General features: G+C 39.2%; 22 protein-coding genes and 2 tRNA genes. 20 read left to right on the top strand and 4 right to left on the bottom strand.

The features are described 5' to 3' along the window. Positions 1 to 312: 312 nt before the first annotated feature. The 5 genes from B9J78_06510 to B9J78_06490 all read left to right on the top strand — a co-directional run bounded on the left by B9J78_06510 (position 313) and on the right by B9J78_06490 (position 4085). Positions 313 to 582, top strand: coding sequence for a hypothetical protein (locus B9J78_06510; GenBank protein ID MBA2124562.1), 270 nt, complete (start codon positions 313 to 315; stop codon positions 580 to 582). A 73-nt stretch (positions 583 to 655) separates the two neighbouring features. Beyond that, a complete protein-coding gene (locus B9J78_06505; GenBank protein ID MBA2124561.1) occupies positions 656 to 1438 on the top strand; it encodes a hypothetical protein in 783 nt (260 codons plus the stop codon). Between the two features lie 300 nt (positions 1439 to 1738). Then, positions 1739 to 2029 carry a co-chaperone GroES gene (locus tag B9J78_06500; GenBank protein MBA2124560.1) on the top strand — a complete coding sequence of 97 codons (291 nt, stop codon included), beginning with the start codon at positions 1739 to 1741 and terminating at the stop codon, positions 2027 to 2029. A gap of 14 nt (positions 2030 to 2043) precedes the next feature. After that, positions 2044 to 3690 carry a chaperonin GroL gene (locus B9J78_06495; GenBank protein MBA2124559.1) on the top strand — a complete coding sequence of 549 codons (1647 nt, stop codon included), beginning with the start codon at positions 2044 to 2046 and terminating at the stop codon, positions 3688 to 3690. 107 nt (positions 3691 to 3797) lie between these two features. Next, positions 3798 to 4085 (top strand): co-chaperone GroES, encoded by a 288-nt coding sequence (locus B9J78_06490; GenBank protein ID MBA2124558.1) that lies wholly within the window; start codon positions 3798 to 3800, stop codon positions 4083 to 4085. 94 nt (positions 4086 to 4179) lie between these two features. Here the strand turns inward: B9J78_06490 and B9J78_06485 are convergent, their stop codons facing one another. The 4 genes from B9J78_06485 to B9J78_06470 form a co-directional block, all read right to left on the bottom strand. Beyond that, on the bottom strand, positions 4180 to 4593 hold the full coding sequence (locus B9J78_06485) for a Holliday junction resolvase RuvX (GenBank protein MBA2124557.1): 414 nt from the start codon (positions 4591 to 4593) through the stop codon (positions 4180 to 4182). A gap of 2 nt (positions 4594 to 4595) precedes the next feature. Beyond that, complete coding sequence (locus B9J78_06480) at positions 4596 to 6131, bottom strand: hypothetical protein (protein ID MBA2124556.1); 1536 nt, start codon at positions 6129 to 6131, stop codon at positions 4596 to 4598. A gap of 96 nt (positions 6132 to 6227) precedes the next feature. Beyond that, positions 6228 to 6301 (bottom strand) — tRNA-Gly (locus B9J78_06475). Between the two features lie 32 nt (positions 6302 to 6333). Continuing rightward, positions 6334 to 6418 (bottom strand) — tRNA-Tyr (locus tag B9J78_06470). Positions 6419 to 6873: 455 nt separating this feature from the next. Here B9J78_06470 and B9J78_06465 point away from each other — a divergent pair. The 15 genes from B9J78_06465 to B9J78_06395 all read left to right on the top strand — a co-directional run. Further along, entirely contained in the window at positions 6874 to 7050 is a 177-nt protein-coding gene (locus B9J78_06465) for a hypothetical protein (protein MBA2124555.1), read from the top strand. A 336-nt stretch (positions 7051 to 7386) separates the two neighbouring features. Next, positions 7387 to 8712, top strand: coding sequence for a glutamine synthetase (locus B9J78_06460; protein MBA2124554.1), 1326 nt, complete (start codon positions 7387 to 7389; stop codon positions 8710 to 8712). 318 nt (positions 8713 to 9030) lie between these two features. After that, the gene (locus tag B9J78_06455) at positions 9031 to 9387 is read left to right on the top strand and encodes a hypothetical protein (protein ID MBA2124553.1); all 357 of its coding nucleotides are present in this window, start codon (positions 9031 to 9033) and stop codon (positions 9385 to 9387) included. A gap of 6 nt (positions 9388 to 9393) precedes the next feature. Next, positions 9394 to 9657 carry a hypothetical protein gene (locus B9J78_06450; GenBank protein MBA2124552.1) on the top strand — a complete coding sequence of 88 codons (264 nt, stop codon included), beginning with the start codon at positions 9394 to 9396 and terminating at the stop codon, positions 9655 to 9657. Next, a complete protein-coding gene (locus B9J78_06445; GenBank protein ID MBA2124551.1) occupies positions 9657 to 9899 on the top strand; it encodes a hypothetical protein in 243 nt (80 codons plus the stop codon). The genes B9J78_06450 and B9J78_06445 overlap by 1 nt, the downstream gene beginning before the upstream one ends. 20 nt (positions 9900 to 9919) lie before the next feature. Continuing rightward, positions 9920 to 10204: a hypothetical protein gene (locus B9J78_06440; protein MBA2124550.1), complete on the top strand. Its 285-nt coding sequence runs from the start codon at positions 9920 to 9922 to the stop codon at positions 10202 to 10204. Positions 10205 to 10208: 4 nt separating this feature from the next. Next, entirely contained in the window at positions 10209 to 10646 is a 438-nt protein-coding gene (locus B9J78_06435) for a hypothetical protein (protein MBA2124549.1), read from the top strand. Beyond that, the gene (locus tag B9J78_06430; GenBank protein ID MBA2124548.1) at positions 10643 to 11059 is read left to right on the top strand and encodes a hypothetical protein; all 417 of its coding nucleotides are present in this window, start codon (positions 10643 to 10645) and stop codon (positions 11057 to 11059) included. The genes B9J78_06435 and B9J78_06430 overlap by 4 nt, the downstream gene beginning before the upstream one ends. Before the next feature lie 195 nt (positions 11060 to 11254). Further along, entirely contained in the window at positions 11255 to 13081 is a 1827-nt protein-coding gene (locus B9J78_06425; protein ID MBA2124547.1) for a glutamine--fructose-6-phosphate transaminase (isomerizing), read from the top strand. Positions 13082 to 13312: 231 nt separating this feature from the next. After that, on the top strand, positions 13313 to 13789 hold the full coding sequence (locus B9J78_06420) for a hypothetical protein (protein ID MBA2124546.1): 477 nt from the start codon (positions 13313 to 13315) through the stop codon (positions 13787 to 13789). A gap of 269 nt (positions 13790 to 14058) precedes the next feature. Beyond that, positions 14059 to 14292: a hypothetical protein gene (locus B9J78_06415; GenBank protein MBA2124545.1), complete on the top strand. Its 234-nt coding sequence runs from the start codon at positions 14059 to 14061 to the stop codon at positions 14290 to 14292. Further along, complete coding sequence (locus B9J78_06410; GenBank protein ID MBA2124544.1) at positions 14289 to 14750, top strand: hypothetical protein; 462 nt, start codon at positions 14289 to 14291, stop codon at positions 14748 to 14750. Before B9J78_06415 ends, B9J78_06410 begins: the two co-directional genes overlap by 4 nt. 145 nt (positions 14751 to 14895) lie before the next feature. Next, on the top strand, positions 14896 to 15873 hold the full coding sequence (locus B9J78_06405) for a GDP-mannose 4,6-dehydratase (protein MBA2124543.1): 978 nt from the start codon (positions 14896 to 14898) through the stop codon (positions 15871 to 15873). A 51-nt stretch (positions 15874 to 15924) separates the two neighbouring features. Further along, entirely contained in the window at positions 15925 to 16221 is a 297-nt protein-coding gene (locus tag B9J78_06400; GenBank protein ID MBA2124542.1) for an excinuclease ABC subunit C, read from the top strand. Between the two features lie 151 nt (positions 16222 to 16372). Then, on the top strand, positions 16373 to 16513 hold a 141-nt coding region (locus B9J78_06395), incomplete at its 3' end, for a transposase (GenBank protein ID MBA2124541.1).

Genomic DNA, 16513 nt, shown 5'->3' with positions numbered 1-16513 from the left:
AGTCTAAAATCTATTCTGTTAGCAGGCAGGTAAAGAGGCAAGGAAAATTGTTTGACAGTTTAAGAAAGGAGAGTTAAAATAAAATGGTCTTTTGAAAAAGTAATATGTGGTTTACTGAGATTACACCTTGATGGTGTCTGTTGCTTTGTTGCCAGTCATACTGAGAAGAAGAATAATCAATTTCTCTTTCCTTCAGAAAAGATTATCTATGGCTATAGGAATAAAAGAAAGATTGAAGATGCTTTCAAACACTTAAAGTCTTTTTTAAAGATTCGGCCTTTCTGGGTAAATCTTGATGAACATGTAAAAGCGGTGTATACTGTCTGTGTTTTAACCTACTTTCTCAATCTCTATTTAGCCCGAATGAGAAGTAAACATGAGAAAACGGAGTTCCTTAATTCTAAAAAACTTTACCGACCTTTTAAAGATTGTCGGCTCATCAGGTTTAAAGATGAAAAGTTTAACCTGGTTAGAGAAAAGATTATCAATCCAGAACCTAATGACTTAAAAGTCATCCAACAACTGGGTTTTAGCCATTTTTTAGATAAGAAAAGATTTCAAAGAACAATAGCCAAAAACTGAATGTAGTTTAATATAGAAAATCAGGTCCTTACCCCGCAAGGGTTTGCGAGGTGCTTTGCGGAGGCGAGGGTATATGGAAAAACAGATATTTGCTGTTGACATCGGCAATACACATACACACTGGGCGGTGTTTAAAAGTTCAAAACAAACAATATCAGGTGAAATACTGACATCTGATTTAAGAAAAGCCCCATCTTTAATATTAAACCCCTTCCTTCGCACCCCGTCTTTCAACGCAAGATGCGGGGTGAACATCGGGCTTGTGAGTGTTGTTCCTGATCTGGCAAAAAATCTGTTTCCAAAACTAAATATATTTTGTAAAAAACATAATCTTTTCTGGTTTGGAAAAAATGCTGATATTCCTATGAAAAGTTTTTATGAAAAAGGCAAGGTAGGCATAGACAGGCTTTCTTCTTCTTATGCGGCATGGTGTATGTTTCAAAAAAGTGTTATTACAATAAATTTAGGTACTGCAATAACAATAGATGCGGTGAATAATAAAGGTATATACTTAGGCGGTGTTATAATGCCAGGATTTGAGATTATGAAAAAAAGTCTTGAAGAATGGACATCCGGAATTGGGAAAGTAAATTTTACAAAAAAGATTGAACCCATCGGAAGGTCAACAGTAAAATGCGTATCTTCGGGCATATTTTTTTCTGTTCTTTCCGGGATGTCCTGCGTAGTTTCAAAGCAAAGAAAAAAGATTGGAAAACATTCACCTGTTATTATATCAGGCGGTGATGCAGGCCTTGTTCCAAAGGGGTTTTTAAAAAACGAAAAGAGGATAAAAAACATTACACTGATTGGAATTTTTTATTCTGTTAAGAAATTATTAGAAAAAGCAAGATTTTAAGATATTATTGTGGCTATACCCTCCAAAATTCCTCAATACTGCTTTAAAAACCTTAAAATGGTGTTTTTTGACATTTGTATATGAGTGGAATAAAAGATAGAATATTTAGCAGTTGATAGCCTTAACTGCTAATAATTAGTAGTGGGGTGTGTTGTAAGGGGGGCAGGGTTTTAAGTTATGCAGAAAATTCGAAAGTCTAACACAGTGGGAGTCTTTAGAGGCTTACTATATCCAATGCAGTGGGCCCTTCAGAGACCCTCAATATCAGAATGACAGATCAAATAAAAAGGAGGTGAGAAGGTGACAATAAAACCATTGGCAGACCGTATTGTTGTAAAGGTTTTAGAGGCAGAAGATGAGACAAAGGGAGGACTTGTCCTTCCTGATACTGCAAAGGAAAAACCTCAACAGGGAAAGGTTGTAGCAATAGGTCCGGGAAGATTAACAGATAAGGGAGAGGTCCGACCCATAGATGTTAAGGTAGGAGATAAGGTTCTTTTCAGCAGGTTTTCAGGAACAGAGATAAAGGTTGACAATGAGGATGTGCTAATCCTTAAAGAGGATGATGTGCTGGCGATAATAACAAAATAAAAGGAGGAGAGAAAATGGCAGCAAAACAGATTGCATATGCTGAGGATGCAAGGCGTGCCATCCAGAGAGGGATAGACAAGCTTGCAGGTGCAGTAAATATAACCCTTGGTCCAAAGGGGAGAAATGTTGTACTGGACAAAAAGTTTGGTTCACCAACAATCACAAAAGACGGTGTCACAGTTGCAAAAGAAATAGAACTTGAAGATCCATTTGAGAACATGGGGGCTGAAATGGTAAAAGAGGTTGCAAGCAAAACCTCTGATGCAGCAGGTGATGGGACAACAACGGCGACAGTTCTTGCCCAGGCGATATATAAAGAAGGTTTAAAGAATGTTACTGCTGGCGCAAATCCGATGGCACTTAGAAGAGGCATTGAAAAAGCAGTAGAAGAGGTTGTAGAACAGTTGAAAAAGCTTTCAAAACCAATAAAAGATAAAAAAGAGATTTCACAGGTTGCAACAGTCTCGTCAAACTATGACCAGAAAATAGGAGACCTTATAGCAGAGGCAATGGATAAGGTTGGCAAGGATGGTGTTATTACAGTAGAAGAAGCAAAAGCAATGGAGACAACATTGGAAATAGTGGAGGGTATGCAGTTTGACCAGGGGTATCTCTCTCCGTATTTTGTTACGAATGCGGATAAAATGGAGTGTGTTCTTGAAGAACCGTATATCTTAATACACGAAAAAAAAATATCCTCTATGAAAGATTTGCTCCCACTTCTTGAAAAAATTGCAAAAACAGGAAAACCAGTTCTTGTTATCGCAGAAGAGGTTGAGGGCGAGGCGCTGGCAACACTTGTTGTCAACAGAATCCGTGGCACACTTTCCTGTTGCACTGTAAAAGCCCCAGGCTATGGTGATAGAAGAAAGGCTATGCTTGAAGACATTTCAATCCTTACAAGAGGAAAGGCAATCACGGAAGACCTTGGTATAAAACTTGAAAACATTACTCTTGAAGACCTTGGAAGAGCAAAGAAGGTAGTTATTGACAAAGAGAACACAACAATAGTAGAAGGTGCCGGGAAAACAGCAGACATAAATGCAAGAATTTCACAGATAAAAAAACAGATAGATGATACAGACTCTGACTATGACAAAGAAAAACTTCAAGAAAGACTTGCAAAACTTGCAGGCGGTGTTGCTGTGGTCAAGGTGGGTGCTGCAACAGAAACAGAGATGAAAGAGAAAAAAGCAAGGGTTGAAGATGCTCTTCATGCAACCCGTGCAGCGGTAGAAGAAGGAATTGTCCCGGGCGGTGGAGTTGCATTTCTTCGTTGTTTAAATGCACTTAACAAACTTTCACTTGAAGATGATGAGTCCATAGGCGTATCTATCGTAAAAAGGGCCCTTGAAGAGCCGATACGAAAGATAGTAGAAAATGCAGGGCTTGAAGGAGCGGTAATTGTAGAAAAAGTAAGGTCAGAAAAGACAAATGTTGGTTATGATGTAGTACAGGACAAACTAGTAGATATGATAGACGCCGGTGTCATAGACCCAACAAAAGTTACAAGGGTTGCACTTCAAAACGCATCTTCTGTAGCAGCGTTATTACTTACAACAGAGGCTCTGATTACAGAGATACCCGAAAAAGAAAAAACACCTCCTATGCCAGCCGGTCCACATGGCGGAGGTTATGGCGGCGGATCAGATATGTATTAAAAACAAGGTGACTGATAACAGGTAACTGGTAACAGGTGCACTGATGCTCTTAAGAGACCGGTTTTCCAGTTGCCAGTTTCCTGTTACCTTAAACGATGGAGGTGGAAATGAATTTAAAACCTTTAAGGGATAAAGTGATTATAAAAGTGTTAGAGTCTGAGGATAAATCAAAAGGCGGAATCTTTCTTCCTGACACTGCAAAAGAAAAACCTCAGGAAGGAAAAGTAATTGCGGTTGGAAGTGGAAAGGTGCTCTCAGACGGAAAAGTAGTTGCACTAGATGTAAGACCTGGCAATAAGATACTGTTCGGAAAATACAGCGGAAGTGAGGTAAAAATAGATAACGAAGAATATCTTATTATGGACGCTGATGATATTCTTGCTGTTTTAAAATAAAATATAAAATAGCATAAGATTTGTGAATGGCAAAAATGGCTCCCTCTTAATTTTAGGTGAGCCGTTTTTGTTTTACAACATTTACCTGAGATTTTCAAAATCTCAAAGAATCCAGATAACCCTGAAGTATTATCTGTGCAGAAATTCTATCTACTGAATGTTTTGCTTTTTTCCAATGAACATTTGCCTGTAAAAAAGATTTTTGTGCTTGAACCGTTGAAAGTCTTTCATCCCAAAACTCAATTGGTATCTGTACCTGTTTTTTAATAAGGTTTGCAAATTTTTTAGCCTGCTTTGCCTGTTTCCCCTGTGTTCCATCCATATGAATGGGAAGCCCCATTATTATTTTTTCTACCTTATATCTTTCTATGAGTTCTGTTATTTTTTTTATATCCTCTTCTTTGCTTATCCGTTGTATGGTTTCAAGTCCCTGCGCAGTTATACCAAGAGGGTCTGATATTGCAACCCCTATTCTTTTTTCTCCTGAATCTATCCCAAGTATTCTCATTTTTATATTACATATTCCCTGTCTAAACTTCTGTATTGTATTGCTTCACCTATGTGTGAGGGTTGAATTGTTAAACTTTCTTCAATATCGGCAATGGTTCTTGAAACCTTCAATATTCTGTCATATGCCCTTGCAGAAATTCCCAGCTCTTGTATAGCACTTTTTAACAGTGCCTTACACTGTTCATCAACCTGAACATATTTTTTTAAATGTTTTGGACGCATCTGTGCATTACAGTGTATTGATTCGTTTTCAAATCTCTGATGTTGTGTTTTCCTGGCTTGATTTACCCTTTCTCTTATGAAGGATGAGTTTTCTTCCTGTCTGTCTGAGGAAAGTTCCTGGTATTTTATAGATGGCACATCAATGTGCATATCTATCCTATCCAGCAGAGGTCCTGATATTTTTGACCTGTATTTCCGTATCTGATTAGGTGTGCAATGACACTGTCTTCTTGTATCCGTGTAGTAACCGCAAGGGCAGGGGTTCATAGCACAGACAAGCATAAATCTTGCAGGGAATTTAAGAGAGCGAACAGCTCTTGATATTATAACCTCTTCATCCTCAAGCGGCTGTCTTAAAACCTCAAGAACATTTCTTCCGAACTCCGGAAGTTCATCTAAAAAAAGAACACCATTGTGTGCAAGACTTACCTCGCCGGGTTTTGGAAATGTTCCACCGCCGACAAGTCCTGCGTCTGATATTGTATGATGTGGAGACCGGAAAGGTCTTCTTGTAACAAGGTTATTTCCGTCAGATAGCAAGCCTGCAACAGAATGTATTTTACTTGTCTGTAATATTTCCTCTAACGCCATATCAGGAAGGATTGTGGGAAGCCTTCTTGCAAGCATGGTTTTGCCTGTTCCAGGCGGTCCTATAAGAAGTATATTATGCCCGCCTGCTGCTGCAATCTCTATTGCTCTTTTTGCCTGGTACTGCCCTTTTATTTCACAGAAATCAACATCATACTGAAAAGAAGAGGATAACAATATATTGCTCATACTATTTTTACAAGACTCAATTTCTATTTCCCCATTGATAAAACTTACAACCTGTCTTAAGTTTTCTGCAGGGTAAACCGAAGTTCCGTCCACAAACGAGGCCTCAACTGCATTTGCCTTAGGCAATATAAGTCCTTTAAACCTTTGTTTTTTTAATAAAAGTGCTATGGGAAGTGCTCCTCTTACGGGTCGAACAGAACCATCAAGTCCAAGTTCACCTATAAAAATATATTCACAAAGTTTTTTCTTTTCTATCTGCTCTAATCCCGCCAGAATACCGAGTGCGATAGGAAGATCAAAACTGGGCCCTTCTTTTTTTACTCCGGCAGGCCCAAGATTTACTGTTATTTTTTTAGGAGGATATTCAAAACCTGAATTTTTAATTGCAGAGGCAACCCTTTCTTTTGCTTCTTTCACAGACTGGTCCGGAAGTCCGACTATAACAATTGCGGGAAGTCCCCTTGATACATCTACCTCAATGTTAACGAAATATGCATCTATACCAACAACCGCTGATGTATATGTTTTTGAAAGCATTTGGCCTCAATCCTAGAACCGTATTCTGTAACCCGTTGCCCGTATACCGTAAAGAAAAACGGACCACTGACTACGATATACGAACAACGGCTTTTATGGAGCGGGTGATGGGAATCGGACCCACGCAACCAGCTTGGAAGGCTGGGGCTCTACCATTGAGCTACACCCGCAAGAAAGACAGAAGATTATTTGTATTTATTATTGGTGGGCAGGGAAGGATTTGAACCTCCGTAGGCTTCGCCGGCAGATTTACAGTCTGCTGCCATTGACCACTCGGCCACCTGCCCTAAAAGAGTGACTTATTATATAAATAGAAAACATTGCTGTCAAGCCAATGAATTTGGGCATAGTAGAAATGGGGTTGTGTGGCGGGCTTTTAAGTTTAACAACAAATTTCATCAATAATGCCGTCTACGCTGTTTCTAAAAAGATTTATTAGTCATTTTGTTTGTTATATTCTTTAAAATAATTATCAATTTCTGGCTTAGAAAATATGATACCATTTATTATATTGGTTCTTTCCGAGTCATCTCTGCATGTCCATATTATTATCTTGCGGAATTAAAAATTGCAGTCTAGGATGCCTTTTGTTTTTTTTATGCCACGATTATACCTTCTATTCGGTATATTTGTCAAGTTTGGGGGATGTGTTCATTTTTATTGACAAGTTTTTTATTTGTAGATAGAATATAAGTCAATTCAAAAACTCAATATTTAGATAAAGAATACATACAAATAAAAAGTGGGTGAGAAAAATTGCGAGGAGGTATGTATAAGTGGAATATTGGTTTTGGTAATTGTTTTAGCAGTGTTTATTCTGTTTTTGGTTTTAATATTTAACAAGATTGTTGTACTTAAAAACAGGGCTGATAATGCCTGGCATCAGATAGCTGTCCAGTTAAAGAGAAGGTTGATTTAATTCCCTAACCTTGTTGAGACCGTAAAAGAATATACGGCTCATGAGAAGACAGTTTTTGAAAATGTAACTATTGCTTCAGGGCGCAATGAAAATCTCTGCCTATGATGATAGGGAAGATTCGCCTCTCTGATACCAGAGGAAAGATTGTCGAGGTCATATCAAGCCCCCATAAGCCTCAGGTAGTGAGAATTCCAGGCATCTACTGGCATGGCACGCACAAAAACTATATCCAACGAACCTTCTCTTACAGTCTATTTTAGGTAAAATTTTCGTGATAAATGTTGATAATGCTGTTAGGATAAGGACAGGACGGAGAGGGGAGGGAGCGATAAGCTGATGAAAACGATAAAGGTTTTGGAAAAGGCAAAGAAGGATAGGGTGATTTTTATAAATCTTCAATTCACTGATATGCTCGGTTGTCTGAAGGAAGTTACTGCGCCTGTGCAGAGCCTGCCTGATATTATGAAATACGGCGCGTGGTTTGACGGCTCTTCTGTTGAGGGATTTGCAAGAATTCATGAGAGCGACCTTTATCTAAAGCCAGACCCTGACACTTATGCGGTTATTCCATGGTTGAGTTCTCCCGAAGGGAATACTGCCCGGCTTATATGCGATATTTACATGCCTGACGGCAGTCCGTTTGAAGGGGATCCCAGATTTATCTTAAAAAAGACTCTAAAAATGGCAGTTGCTAAGGGATTTGAATATAATGTGGGGCCTGAACTTGAGTTTTTCCTTTTCAGGAACGGGCATGAAAAACTATTGCCCCTGGACAGCAACGGATATTTTGATCTTGCCACTGACGAGTCCCATACCATAATGAGGGAGATAACTGCTGCCCTTGAGACGTTTGGTATAGATGTTGAAACCTGTCATCACGAGGTAGCGCCCGGGCAATATGAAGTAGACTTCAGATACGGAGATGCCCTTACTACAGCTGATAGACTGCTCACATTAAGAGTCACAGTTAAGGCTATTGCCCAGAAACATGGATTAAGAGCATCTTTTATGCCGAAGCCGATTATGGGAATGGCTGGTTCAGGCATGCATGTTCATCAGAGTCTTTTCAATATAAGGACAAAGAAAAATGCATTTTATGACCTAAAAGATAAGTATAAACTTTCAAAGACAGCATATAATTTTATTGCAGGGCAATTGAATCACATCAAGGGCATGACAGCGGTCTTATGCCCAACAGTCAATTCGTATAAAAGACTTGTAACAGGATTTGAAGCCCCGGTGTACATTTCATGGGCAAGGATAAACAGGTCTTCACTTATCAGAGTTCCTCACTGGTTTGAGGATAAACCTAATTCGGCACGAATTGAGCTAAGATGTCCTGACCCTGCATGTAATCCATATCTGGCATTTGCTGCGATGCTGGCAACAGGACTTGACGGGATTAGGAAGGGTCTGAAATTATCAGAGCCTGTTGAGGAAGATTTATATAAGTTTGATGAGGAGAAACTGGCGTCAAAAAATATAGATACTCTTCCATCCTCTCTTTATGAAGCAATAAATGAATTGAAGAATAATAAGTTGATGCAGGACGTATTAGGGGAACATTTATACAAAAGGTATATCAATATAAAAACAAAGGAATGGAATGAATTCAAGACGCAGGTTACAGCGTGGGAGATTGAAAAATATTTAGATATTTAAGCATAATGCCTGAGAGGTAAACCCCGTTAGAAGAACTTCGCTTTTCTAACGGGGTAAATCGGAGGGTCGGTACCTGTGAAGATATTAAAAGACTTCCTTATCTACCTGTCAGTGGAAAGAGGGCTGTCTCAAAACACGGTTGAAGCGTATTCAAGGGACATCGGGCTGTTTCAAAAGCCTCTGACTTCAAAAAACAAAGGGCTTGACTCCTTCTCAAAAGCCGATATTTTAGATTTCCTGAATGATGTGAAGGACAAAGGATATTCAACTACCAGTATTTGCAGGTTCATATCTTCCATACGCGGCATTTGCAGATATATGCTCATAGAAAAGATTATTAAAGAAGACCCCTCGGAAAATCTTCAGACGCCCAAAAAGTGGGAAAGGCTTCCAAAGGCTTTAAATCTTGAAGACGGCGCTTTTATAGGCAGCGACACTCAGCTTGTTGCGCCTGTAAAAGTGGGGAAAGGCGCATACATAGGCGCAGGCTCTACCATTACCAAGTGCGTTCCTCCAATGTCGCTTTCAGTCAGCAGGGCAGAGCAGAGGAATATAGAGGGATGGGCACGAAAAAAATTCAAAGTTCATCCCGATTTATTCGGGACAAAGTTCAAAGTTAAGGACAGAAAGTTAAAAGTGAAAGGAGAAAATTTAGAATTTCGTATGCGGAGGTGACTTTATATGAAAATTTCCCTAAAAATAGAAATATTTAAAGAAGGTGATGTTTATGCAGCATTATCGCCTGAACTGAATATCTCTAGTTTCGGAGAGACAATTGATGAGGCAAAAGTCTCCATTAAAGAAGCAGTAGAGGCTTTTATTGAAGAATGTGAACTGATGGGAACATTAGAAGAAACATTAGAGGAGTCAGGTTTTACAAAAGTAAATGACTTGTGGATTTTGAGAAAACCAGTTGCGGAAGAAGAACTTGCACTTGCAATATAATGAGCGAAAGAAAAATTGTTCCACTTCATTATGAAACTCTGATAAGGATTTTTGAACTTGACGGATTTGTTATTAAGAGGAAGAAAGGCGACCACATTATAATGACAAAGGCTGGAATAAAGAGACCGCTTGTTATAAAAACAAGTCCAAGACTTGTTCCAGTTACACATATTCGCACAAACATGACTACCGCTAACATGACAAGAGAGCGGTTTTTTGATTTGTTAGAAAAAGCCAGGTAAAAAGTAACGGAGGGGTTAAAGTGAAACGACTATTTTTAAGCCTTTTCTTTGTCTTTGCCTTTGTAGGCATATCATTTGCACAGCAGGAGGTTGTTAATTGCTTTAATTACAAAAAAGCAGGCGATTATCAAAAGGCAATATCGTATCTTAAAAAGGCAATAGAGATTGCTGAAAGATATGGCAATTATCACGGACTTGCCCAATACTTGCTAAATCTTGGCGATACTTACAGAAGAACAAAAGATTTTATCCGGACAGAGCAAAAGAATATAGAGGGATGGGTAAAAGACAAAAGGAAGAAATAAAAAAATGACCGATTTTAAGACATATACAATTACACCAGATGAAAAACAGAAAATAATTTCTGTTATTAGAGATGCTCTTGAAACCCATGACGAAGTTCTTTTTGCCTATATCTTTGGCTCATTTGCGGATGAAAATGCGCAGTTTTTCAGGGATATAGACATCGGGGTTTATATCACAGATGATTGGTTTTCTAAAAAATATTCTTTAGATTACAGTATGAATCTTTCGTTAGAGATGGAAGGGTTATTAAAAGATTATCCGGTTGACGCGGTTGTTTTGAATGACGCTCCGCTGCCTTTAGCCTTTCGTGTTACACAAGGCATTTTGTTGTTTAATAAAAAAGAGACATTATGGACAGATTTTGTCGTTAAAACATGGTCGCTTTATCATGACCATGCCATTTCAAGCAGATATGTATTAGAGGACATCGTAACCGCATGATAGATAAGGACAGGATAGCGGCATATATATCTGAGATAAAAACCTCAATGGATACTCTTAATGCATATAAAGAGATTGATAAACAAACCTTTTTAGCGTCCCCGATCATAGTAAGGGATACTAAATACTGCTTCATTATAGCAGGACAGGCAGCCATTGACATTTGCTATCATCTGACTGCAAAACTTTTTAAAAAGGCGCCAACAGCCTACGGTAATTGTTTTGAACTTCTTGAAGAGTCAGGCTTTTTCTCTCAAGACATTATTGCAAAGATGTCGGTTATGGCAAAGTTCAGAAACTTACTTGTGCATCATTATGTGAAAGTGGATAATGAACAAGTATATGAAAAACTTAGCGAGATAGATTGTTTTGAAAAATTTTGCGATGAATTAAATAACCTTCTAAAAAAATGAAAGTGAAAGGAGATAATAGTTAAGGTGTCAGTGTTATAGTAACGGTAAAAAGAACATTACCATAATCCCCCCATCCCCCCTTTAGTAAAGGGGGGTAAGGGGGATTTGATGTCAACTTATTTAATGCCTTTACTATAGTTATCAGTGTCAGTAAAAACTATTCACTGTTCACTATTCACTATTCACTGTCTTGATATGTGCGGGATAATAGGTTATACAGGCAAAAAGAATGCGGTTTCAATAATACTTGAAGGGCTCAAGCGCCTGGAATACAGGGGCTATGATTCTGCGGGTGTCGCTTTTTTCACTGAGAAAGGCGTTGAAATCAGGAAGTGCACAGGAAAGATTAAAGACCTGTATTCTATTATAGACTCTGACAAACCGTTCAGCGCTACTGCCATAGGACACACAAGATGGGCGACTCATGGAAAACCGTCAGAAGAAAATGCGCATCCTCACAAGTCAGACGGGATAATAATTGTGCACAACGGGATAATAGAAAATTACCTGCCGCTTAAAAAGAAACTGATAGATGAAGGGTATAAATTTACCTCAGAGACCGACACAGAGGTTCTATGCCATCTGATAGAAAAATACGCGGCTGATTATCCTCTGGAAGATGCTGTCAGAAAAGCGCTTAAGGAGGTCAGGGGCGCATATGCGCTTGCAGTGATAAATGAAAAAGAACGCGGCAAAATTGTTGGGGTAAGAAAGGACAGTCCGCTTGTTGTCGGTCTTGGCGACGGAGAATTTTTCCTTGCATCAGATGTGCCTGCATTCCTCAATTATTCACGAGATGTGATATATCTTGATGATGGAGAAATGGTTGTAATGACAGGTGACGGCGTGGTTGTAACAACCCTTGACGGTGCGCCTGTTCAGAAGGAAGTCGTTTCTGTTTCATGGAGCCCTGCTATGGCTGAAAAAGGCGGTTACAAACATTTTATGCTAAAAGAGATATATGAACAGCCAAGGGCGATTGCGGATACTTTAAGGGGAAGGTTTTACCCTGAAAGCGGTCAAGTGAATATGGATGAGTTTGGCATAAAAGAGGAAGACCTTAGAAAGGCACAAAAGATTTTTATTGCTGCGTGCGGCACGTCATGGCATGCCGCCCTTGTCGGAAAATATATAATAGAGGAATTGGCAAGGGTTCCTGTAGAGGTTGATATAGCATCAGAATTCAGGTACAGGAACCCTGTGATTGGGCAAGACAGCATTCTAATAGCTATAACGCAGTCAGGAGAAACAGCAGATACGCTTGCAGCCCAGAGAGAAGCAAAGAGGCTTGGGGCAAAGACTCTGAGCATATGCAATGTTGTGGGCAGCACTGCATCAAGGGAGGCTGACGCTGTGTTCTATACTCATTCAGGGCCCGAGATAGGTGTTGCATCAACAAAGGCATTCACCACACAGATAGTAGGGCTTTATCTCTTTGCAGTGGGGCTCGGCAGGCTTAAGGGAGCTGTAAACAGTGATTCAGCCATGGGATTGCTCAGGGATCTCCTTTTTCTGCCGGGGCTGGTTGAGAAAATTCTTGCAGCGGATAATGTAATTGAACGCGTAGCAAAGGAACTGTTTAAGGCTGATGATTTTCTGTATATGGGGAGGGGGATAAATTATCCCATTGCGCTTGAAGGCGCGCTTAAACTCAAGGAAATATCTTACATTCATGCTGAGGGGTATCCAGCTGGAGAAATGAAACATGGCCCGATAGCGCTTGTTGACGAGGTTCTTCCATCTGTATTTTTAGTGCCAAGGGGTAGACTTTATGAGAAAGTTCTATCTAATATAGAAGAAGTAAGAAGCAGGGGGGGCAGGATTATAGCAGTAACTGACGAGGGCAACAAAGAGGTATGCAGCCGTTCCGATTATTGCATCTCTGTGCCTGAGACTAATTCTTTTCTGTCGGCAATTTTGATGGCAATCCCGCTGCAGCTTCTTGCATATCATATAGGAGTGCTGAGAGGATGCGATGTTGACCAGCCCAGAAATCTGGCTAAAAGTGTAACCGTTGAGTGAGATGCGTGTGCGACAAATTTGTTGGTAAAGGCACATAACTATCAATATTCCCCCTTTGGTAAAGGGGGATGAAGGGGGATTTTATGGTAGTAATTTTTCCTTAAAATCTCCCCTCGCCCCTCTTTTCCAAAGAGGGGTTTTCAAAATACCAACAAATTTGTCGCAGGCCTGAATGAGATGCGTTTATGGACACACATAGTCTGTATTTGTTAATCTAAAGAAAGAGCCGCAATGTCAAAAGAGATTTTATTGAACGACCTGAATCCCCAGCAAAAAGAAGCGGTGCTCCATGAAGGAAGTCCTCTTCTTGTGCTTGCCGGCGCCGGCAGCGGCAAGACAAGGGTCATCACTCATAAGTTTGCATATCATACAAAATCAAACAAGGTTTCTCCGCATTCAATATTTACTGTCACCTTTATAAACAGGGCCTCCGATGAGATGAATCGCAGAATAGCCCGGCTTATCGGAAAGGATATGGACGGTTCATGGATAGGCACATTCCATTCGCAGTGCAACAGGATACTCAGAAAAGAGATAAAGGCGCTCGGCTATAATAATAATTTTTTAATATACGACGCTGATGACCATTGTAATCTTATAAGGCGCATACTGAAGGAATTCAGGATATACGAGGGAGAAAAGGGGACAGGCTACTTTTTCAATGTAAAGAATGGACATAAGCAATGCCGAGAGTTGCTAGAGGATTAGCTGATAGATTTATATATCACATTACCAACAGGGGTAACGGATTGAATTGACGGGTGTGTCAAAGGCGACCGCTCAGAGGGATTTGAATTATTTGTTAAGCAAAAGGTTAATAGAAAGAAAGGGAAGAAAAAGCGGAGGAAAATATTCTTATTATGTTTTTTTACAGAAATAATTCAGGGTTCACTCAGGGTTCATGACTTATTTAACCCATATTTTGCATTTCTAATGCAAAATATGGGTTAAAAAGAAGGACACAGGAAGATAATACAATGCAGAAAATTATGTACCAAATAGGCAAAACTACTGAGGAGGAACATCTTAGACTTGATTTTCTTGATGGATTATCAAGGACTGTTGAAGAAAGGATAGAATTTGGTTTACTCCAAATTAAACTTCCAATTATTGATAATTTACCTTATCGAATATTTGACAAAATGGAAGACTATCGTCAGTGGTTAGATACTGCATTACCTAAATACTTAGGATATTATCGGGTAAAATGATTGAAAAAGTAAAAAAGATAGTTGAGACTCTTAGAAAATTTAATGTAGAATATTTATTCATTGGAAAATTTGGAGCAATCCTTTACGGTTACCCTGGTACAACCCAGGATATAGATATTTTCCCGAAAAAAGATAAAACTAACTGTGAGAATGTTCTCAAGGCATTGAAAGAATTGGGATTTGCTCTGGATAAAAATTTAGAAGATGCAATCCTTGCCGGAAAAGATTTTATTCAAATAAGAGGCGGACCATTCCCCTTAGATATAGTTTTTGCACCGGATGGGATAGAATCATATGATACTGCAAAGAACAGGAGCAAACTTGTTGAAGATTTCTTCCCTTGTGCTTCAATTGATGACATTATAGAAAGTAAAAAACGATCCGGGCGACAGAGGGATAAAGAAGAATTGCCACGCTTGGAGTTATTTCGAGAAGAACTAAAAAAGTTTTTCAGGTAAATGTAGGGCAAAGATTTTAGCATTGCAAGCAGAATAAAAAGCGGGGAGAAGATGCTTAAAGTCACTAATTGGAATCAACTTTGAACCCAAAGGGTAGGCCAAGAAAGGAGCAAGAGGTATGAAAAGTAGCCTAAAAGGAGTGCTTATGAAAAAAGCTTTAATTACAGGCATTACAGGTCAAGACGGTTCATATCTGGCTGAATTTTTATTATCAAAAGGATACGAAGTGCATGGCATTGTCAGGAGAGTAGCTCTTGAAGACTCCGAGCATAGATTGTGGCGCATAAGGCATCTTTTAGATAAAATTGTCCTGCATCCCGGGTCTATGGAGAGCTATGCAAGTATATTCAAAATAGTGGAAGAGACAAAACCTGATGAATGTTATCATTTAGCCGCTCAGAGTTTTGTGAGTTATTCTTTTGAAGATGAATTTTCTACGATTAGTACTAATATTAATGGAACGCATTTTGTGCTGTCAGCGGTTAAAGAAAAAGCTCCCAAATGTCGGTTTTATTTTGCGGCAAGTAGTGAGCAGTTCGGCCATGTCAAAGAAACTCCTCAGAATGAAAACACACCCTTCCACCCCCGTTCTCCTTATGGAATATCAAAGGTAGCCGGATTTGATTTAACGCGCAATTACCGCGAAGCCTACGGCATTTTTGCTTGTAACGGAATTCTTTTTAACCACGAATCACCACGTCGCGGTTTTGAATTTGTAACTAGAAAGATAGCCAATGCGGCTGCGAGAATTAAAATGGGATTGGCTAAAGAATTAAGATTGGGGAATTTAAAAGCAAAAAGAGATTGGGGTTTTGCCGGAGATTATGTAAAGGCAATGTGGCTTATGCTTCAGCAAAATGACCCTGATGACTACGTAATCGCTACTGGTGAAACGTATTCGGTGAAGGAATTTGTGAAATTAGCATTTAATTGTGTTGGTCTTAAGTGGCAAAACCATGTGATTATTGATAAAACTTTTTATCGACCCTCTGAAGTTTATTTACTCAGAGGTGATTTCAGTAAAGCAAGAAAAAAGTTTGGTTGGAAGCCAAAGGTAAAATTCGAGGAATTAGTTAAGATGATGGTCGAGGCTGATTTAGCCTTTTTAAAAGCAAGAAAATAATACAAACGCAATAAGTAAAATGTCATTGCGAGGCGGAGCCGAAGCAATCCCGTGAGCAAGCAATATTACGTATACATAATGACTAATAAAAGAAATACGGTTTTGTATACGGGTATTACAGGAGATTTGATAAAAAGGGTATATGAGCATAAACAAAAGATTGCAGAGGGATTTACGAAGAAGTACAATATCGATAAATTGGTTTATTACGCAGTATTTGACGATCCGGAAAATGCCATCACAAGAGAAAAACAGATAAAAGCAGGCCCGAGGAAAAACAAGATTCAGTTAATTGAAGGCATGAATCCAGGATGGAAAGACTTGTATGGTGAGATTGCCACGGGCTAAAGCCCTCGCAATGACAAGGTAAAGACATTTAATGCGTTTGTATTAGTTATCTAAAATGGAGGAATGCCATGGTTATGTTCAAAGAAAATAGAAGAAAAAAAGGAGAAAAGGGGACAGGCTACTTTTTTAATGTAAAGGATAGACATAAGCAATGCCGAGAGTTGTTAGAGGATTAGCTGATAGATTTATATATCACATTACCAACAGGGGTAACGGAAAGCAGGAAGTTTTTCACAAGGACAAGGATTATGAGGCATTCATAGAGATTATGAAGGAAGCAAAGGCAAGACAT

Source organism: bacterium Unc6 (assembly GCA_013626165.1).
GTDB lineage: Bacteria > Omnitrophota > Gorgyraeia > Velesiimonadales > Velesiimonadaceae > Velesiimonas > Velesiimonas alkalicola.
This window is presented reverse-complemented; position numbering and strand designations above follow the sequence as displayed.

Bases quoted from the DNA above. Each gene is read 5' to 3' on its own strand.
- B9J78_06505 (MBA2124561.1), top strand. From the start codon at position 656: ATGGAAAAACAGATATTTGCTGTTGACATCGGCAATACACATACACAC.
- B9J78_06495 (MBA2124559.1), top strand. From the start codon at position 2,044: ATGGCAGCAAAACAGATTGCATATGCTGAGGATGCAAGGCGTGCCATC.
- B9J78_06490 (MBA2124558.1), top strand. From the start codon at position 3,798: ATGAATTTAAAACCTTTAAGGGATAAAGTGATTATAAAAGTGTTAGAG.
- B9J78_06485 (MBA2124557.1), bottom strand. From the start codon at position 4,593: ATGAGAATACTTGGGATAGATTCAGGAGAAAAAAGAATAGGGGTTGCA.
- B9J78_06480 (MBA2124556.1), bottom strand. From the start codon at position 6,131: ATGCTTTCAAAAACATATACATCAGCGGTTGTTGGTATAGATGCATAT.
- B9J78_06460 (MBA2124554.1), top strand. From the start codon at position 7,387: ATGAAAACGATAAAGGTTTTGGAAAAGGCAAAGAAGGATAGGGTGATT.
- B9J78_06455 (MBA2124553.1), top strand. From the start codon at position 9,031: ATGCTCATAGAAAAGATTATTAAAGAAGACCCCTCGGAAAATCTTCAG.
- B9J78_06450 (MBA2124552.1), top strand. From the start codon at position 9,394: ATGAAAATTTCCCTAAAAATAGAAATATTTAAAGAAGGTGATGTTTAT.
- B9J78_06445 (MBA2124551.1), top strand. From the start codon at position 9,657: ATGAGCGAAAGAAAAATTGTTCCACTTCATTATGAAACTCTGATAAGG.
- B9J78_06435 (MBA2124549.1), top strand. From the start codon at position 10,209: ATGACCGATTTTAAGACATATACAATTACACCAGATGAAAAACAGAAA.
- B9J78_06430 (MBA2124548.1), top strand. From the start codon at position 10,643: ATGATAGATAAGGACAGGATAGCGGCATATATATCTGAGATAAAAACC.
- B9J78_06425 (MBA2124547.1), top strand. From the start codon at position 11,255: ATGTGCGGGATAATAGGTTATACAGGCAAAAAGAATGCGGTTTCAATA.
- B9J78_06420 (MBA2124546.1), top strand. From the start codon at position 13,313: ATGTCAAAAGAGATTTTATTGAACGACCTGAATCCCCAGCAAAAAGAA.
- B9J78_06415 (MBA2124545.1), top strand. From the start codon at position 14,059: ATGCAGAAAATTATGTACCAAATAGGCAAAACTACTGAGGAGGAACAT.
- B9J78_06410 (MBA2124544.1), top strand. From the start codon at position 14,289: ATGATTGAAAAAGTAAAAAAGATAGTTGAGACTCTTAGAAAATTTAAT.
- B9J78_06405 (MBA2124543.1), top strand. From the start codon at position 14,896: ATGAAAAAAGCTTTAATTACAGGCATTACAGGTCAAGACGGTTCATAT.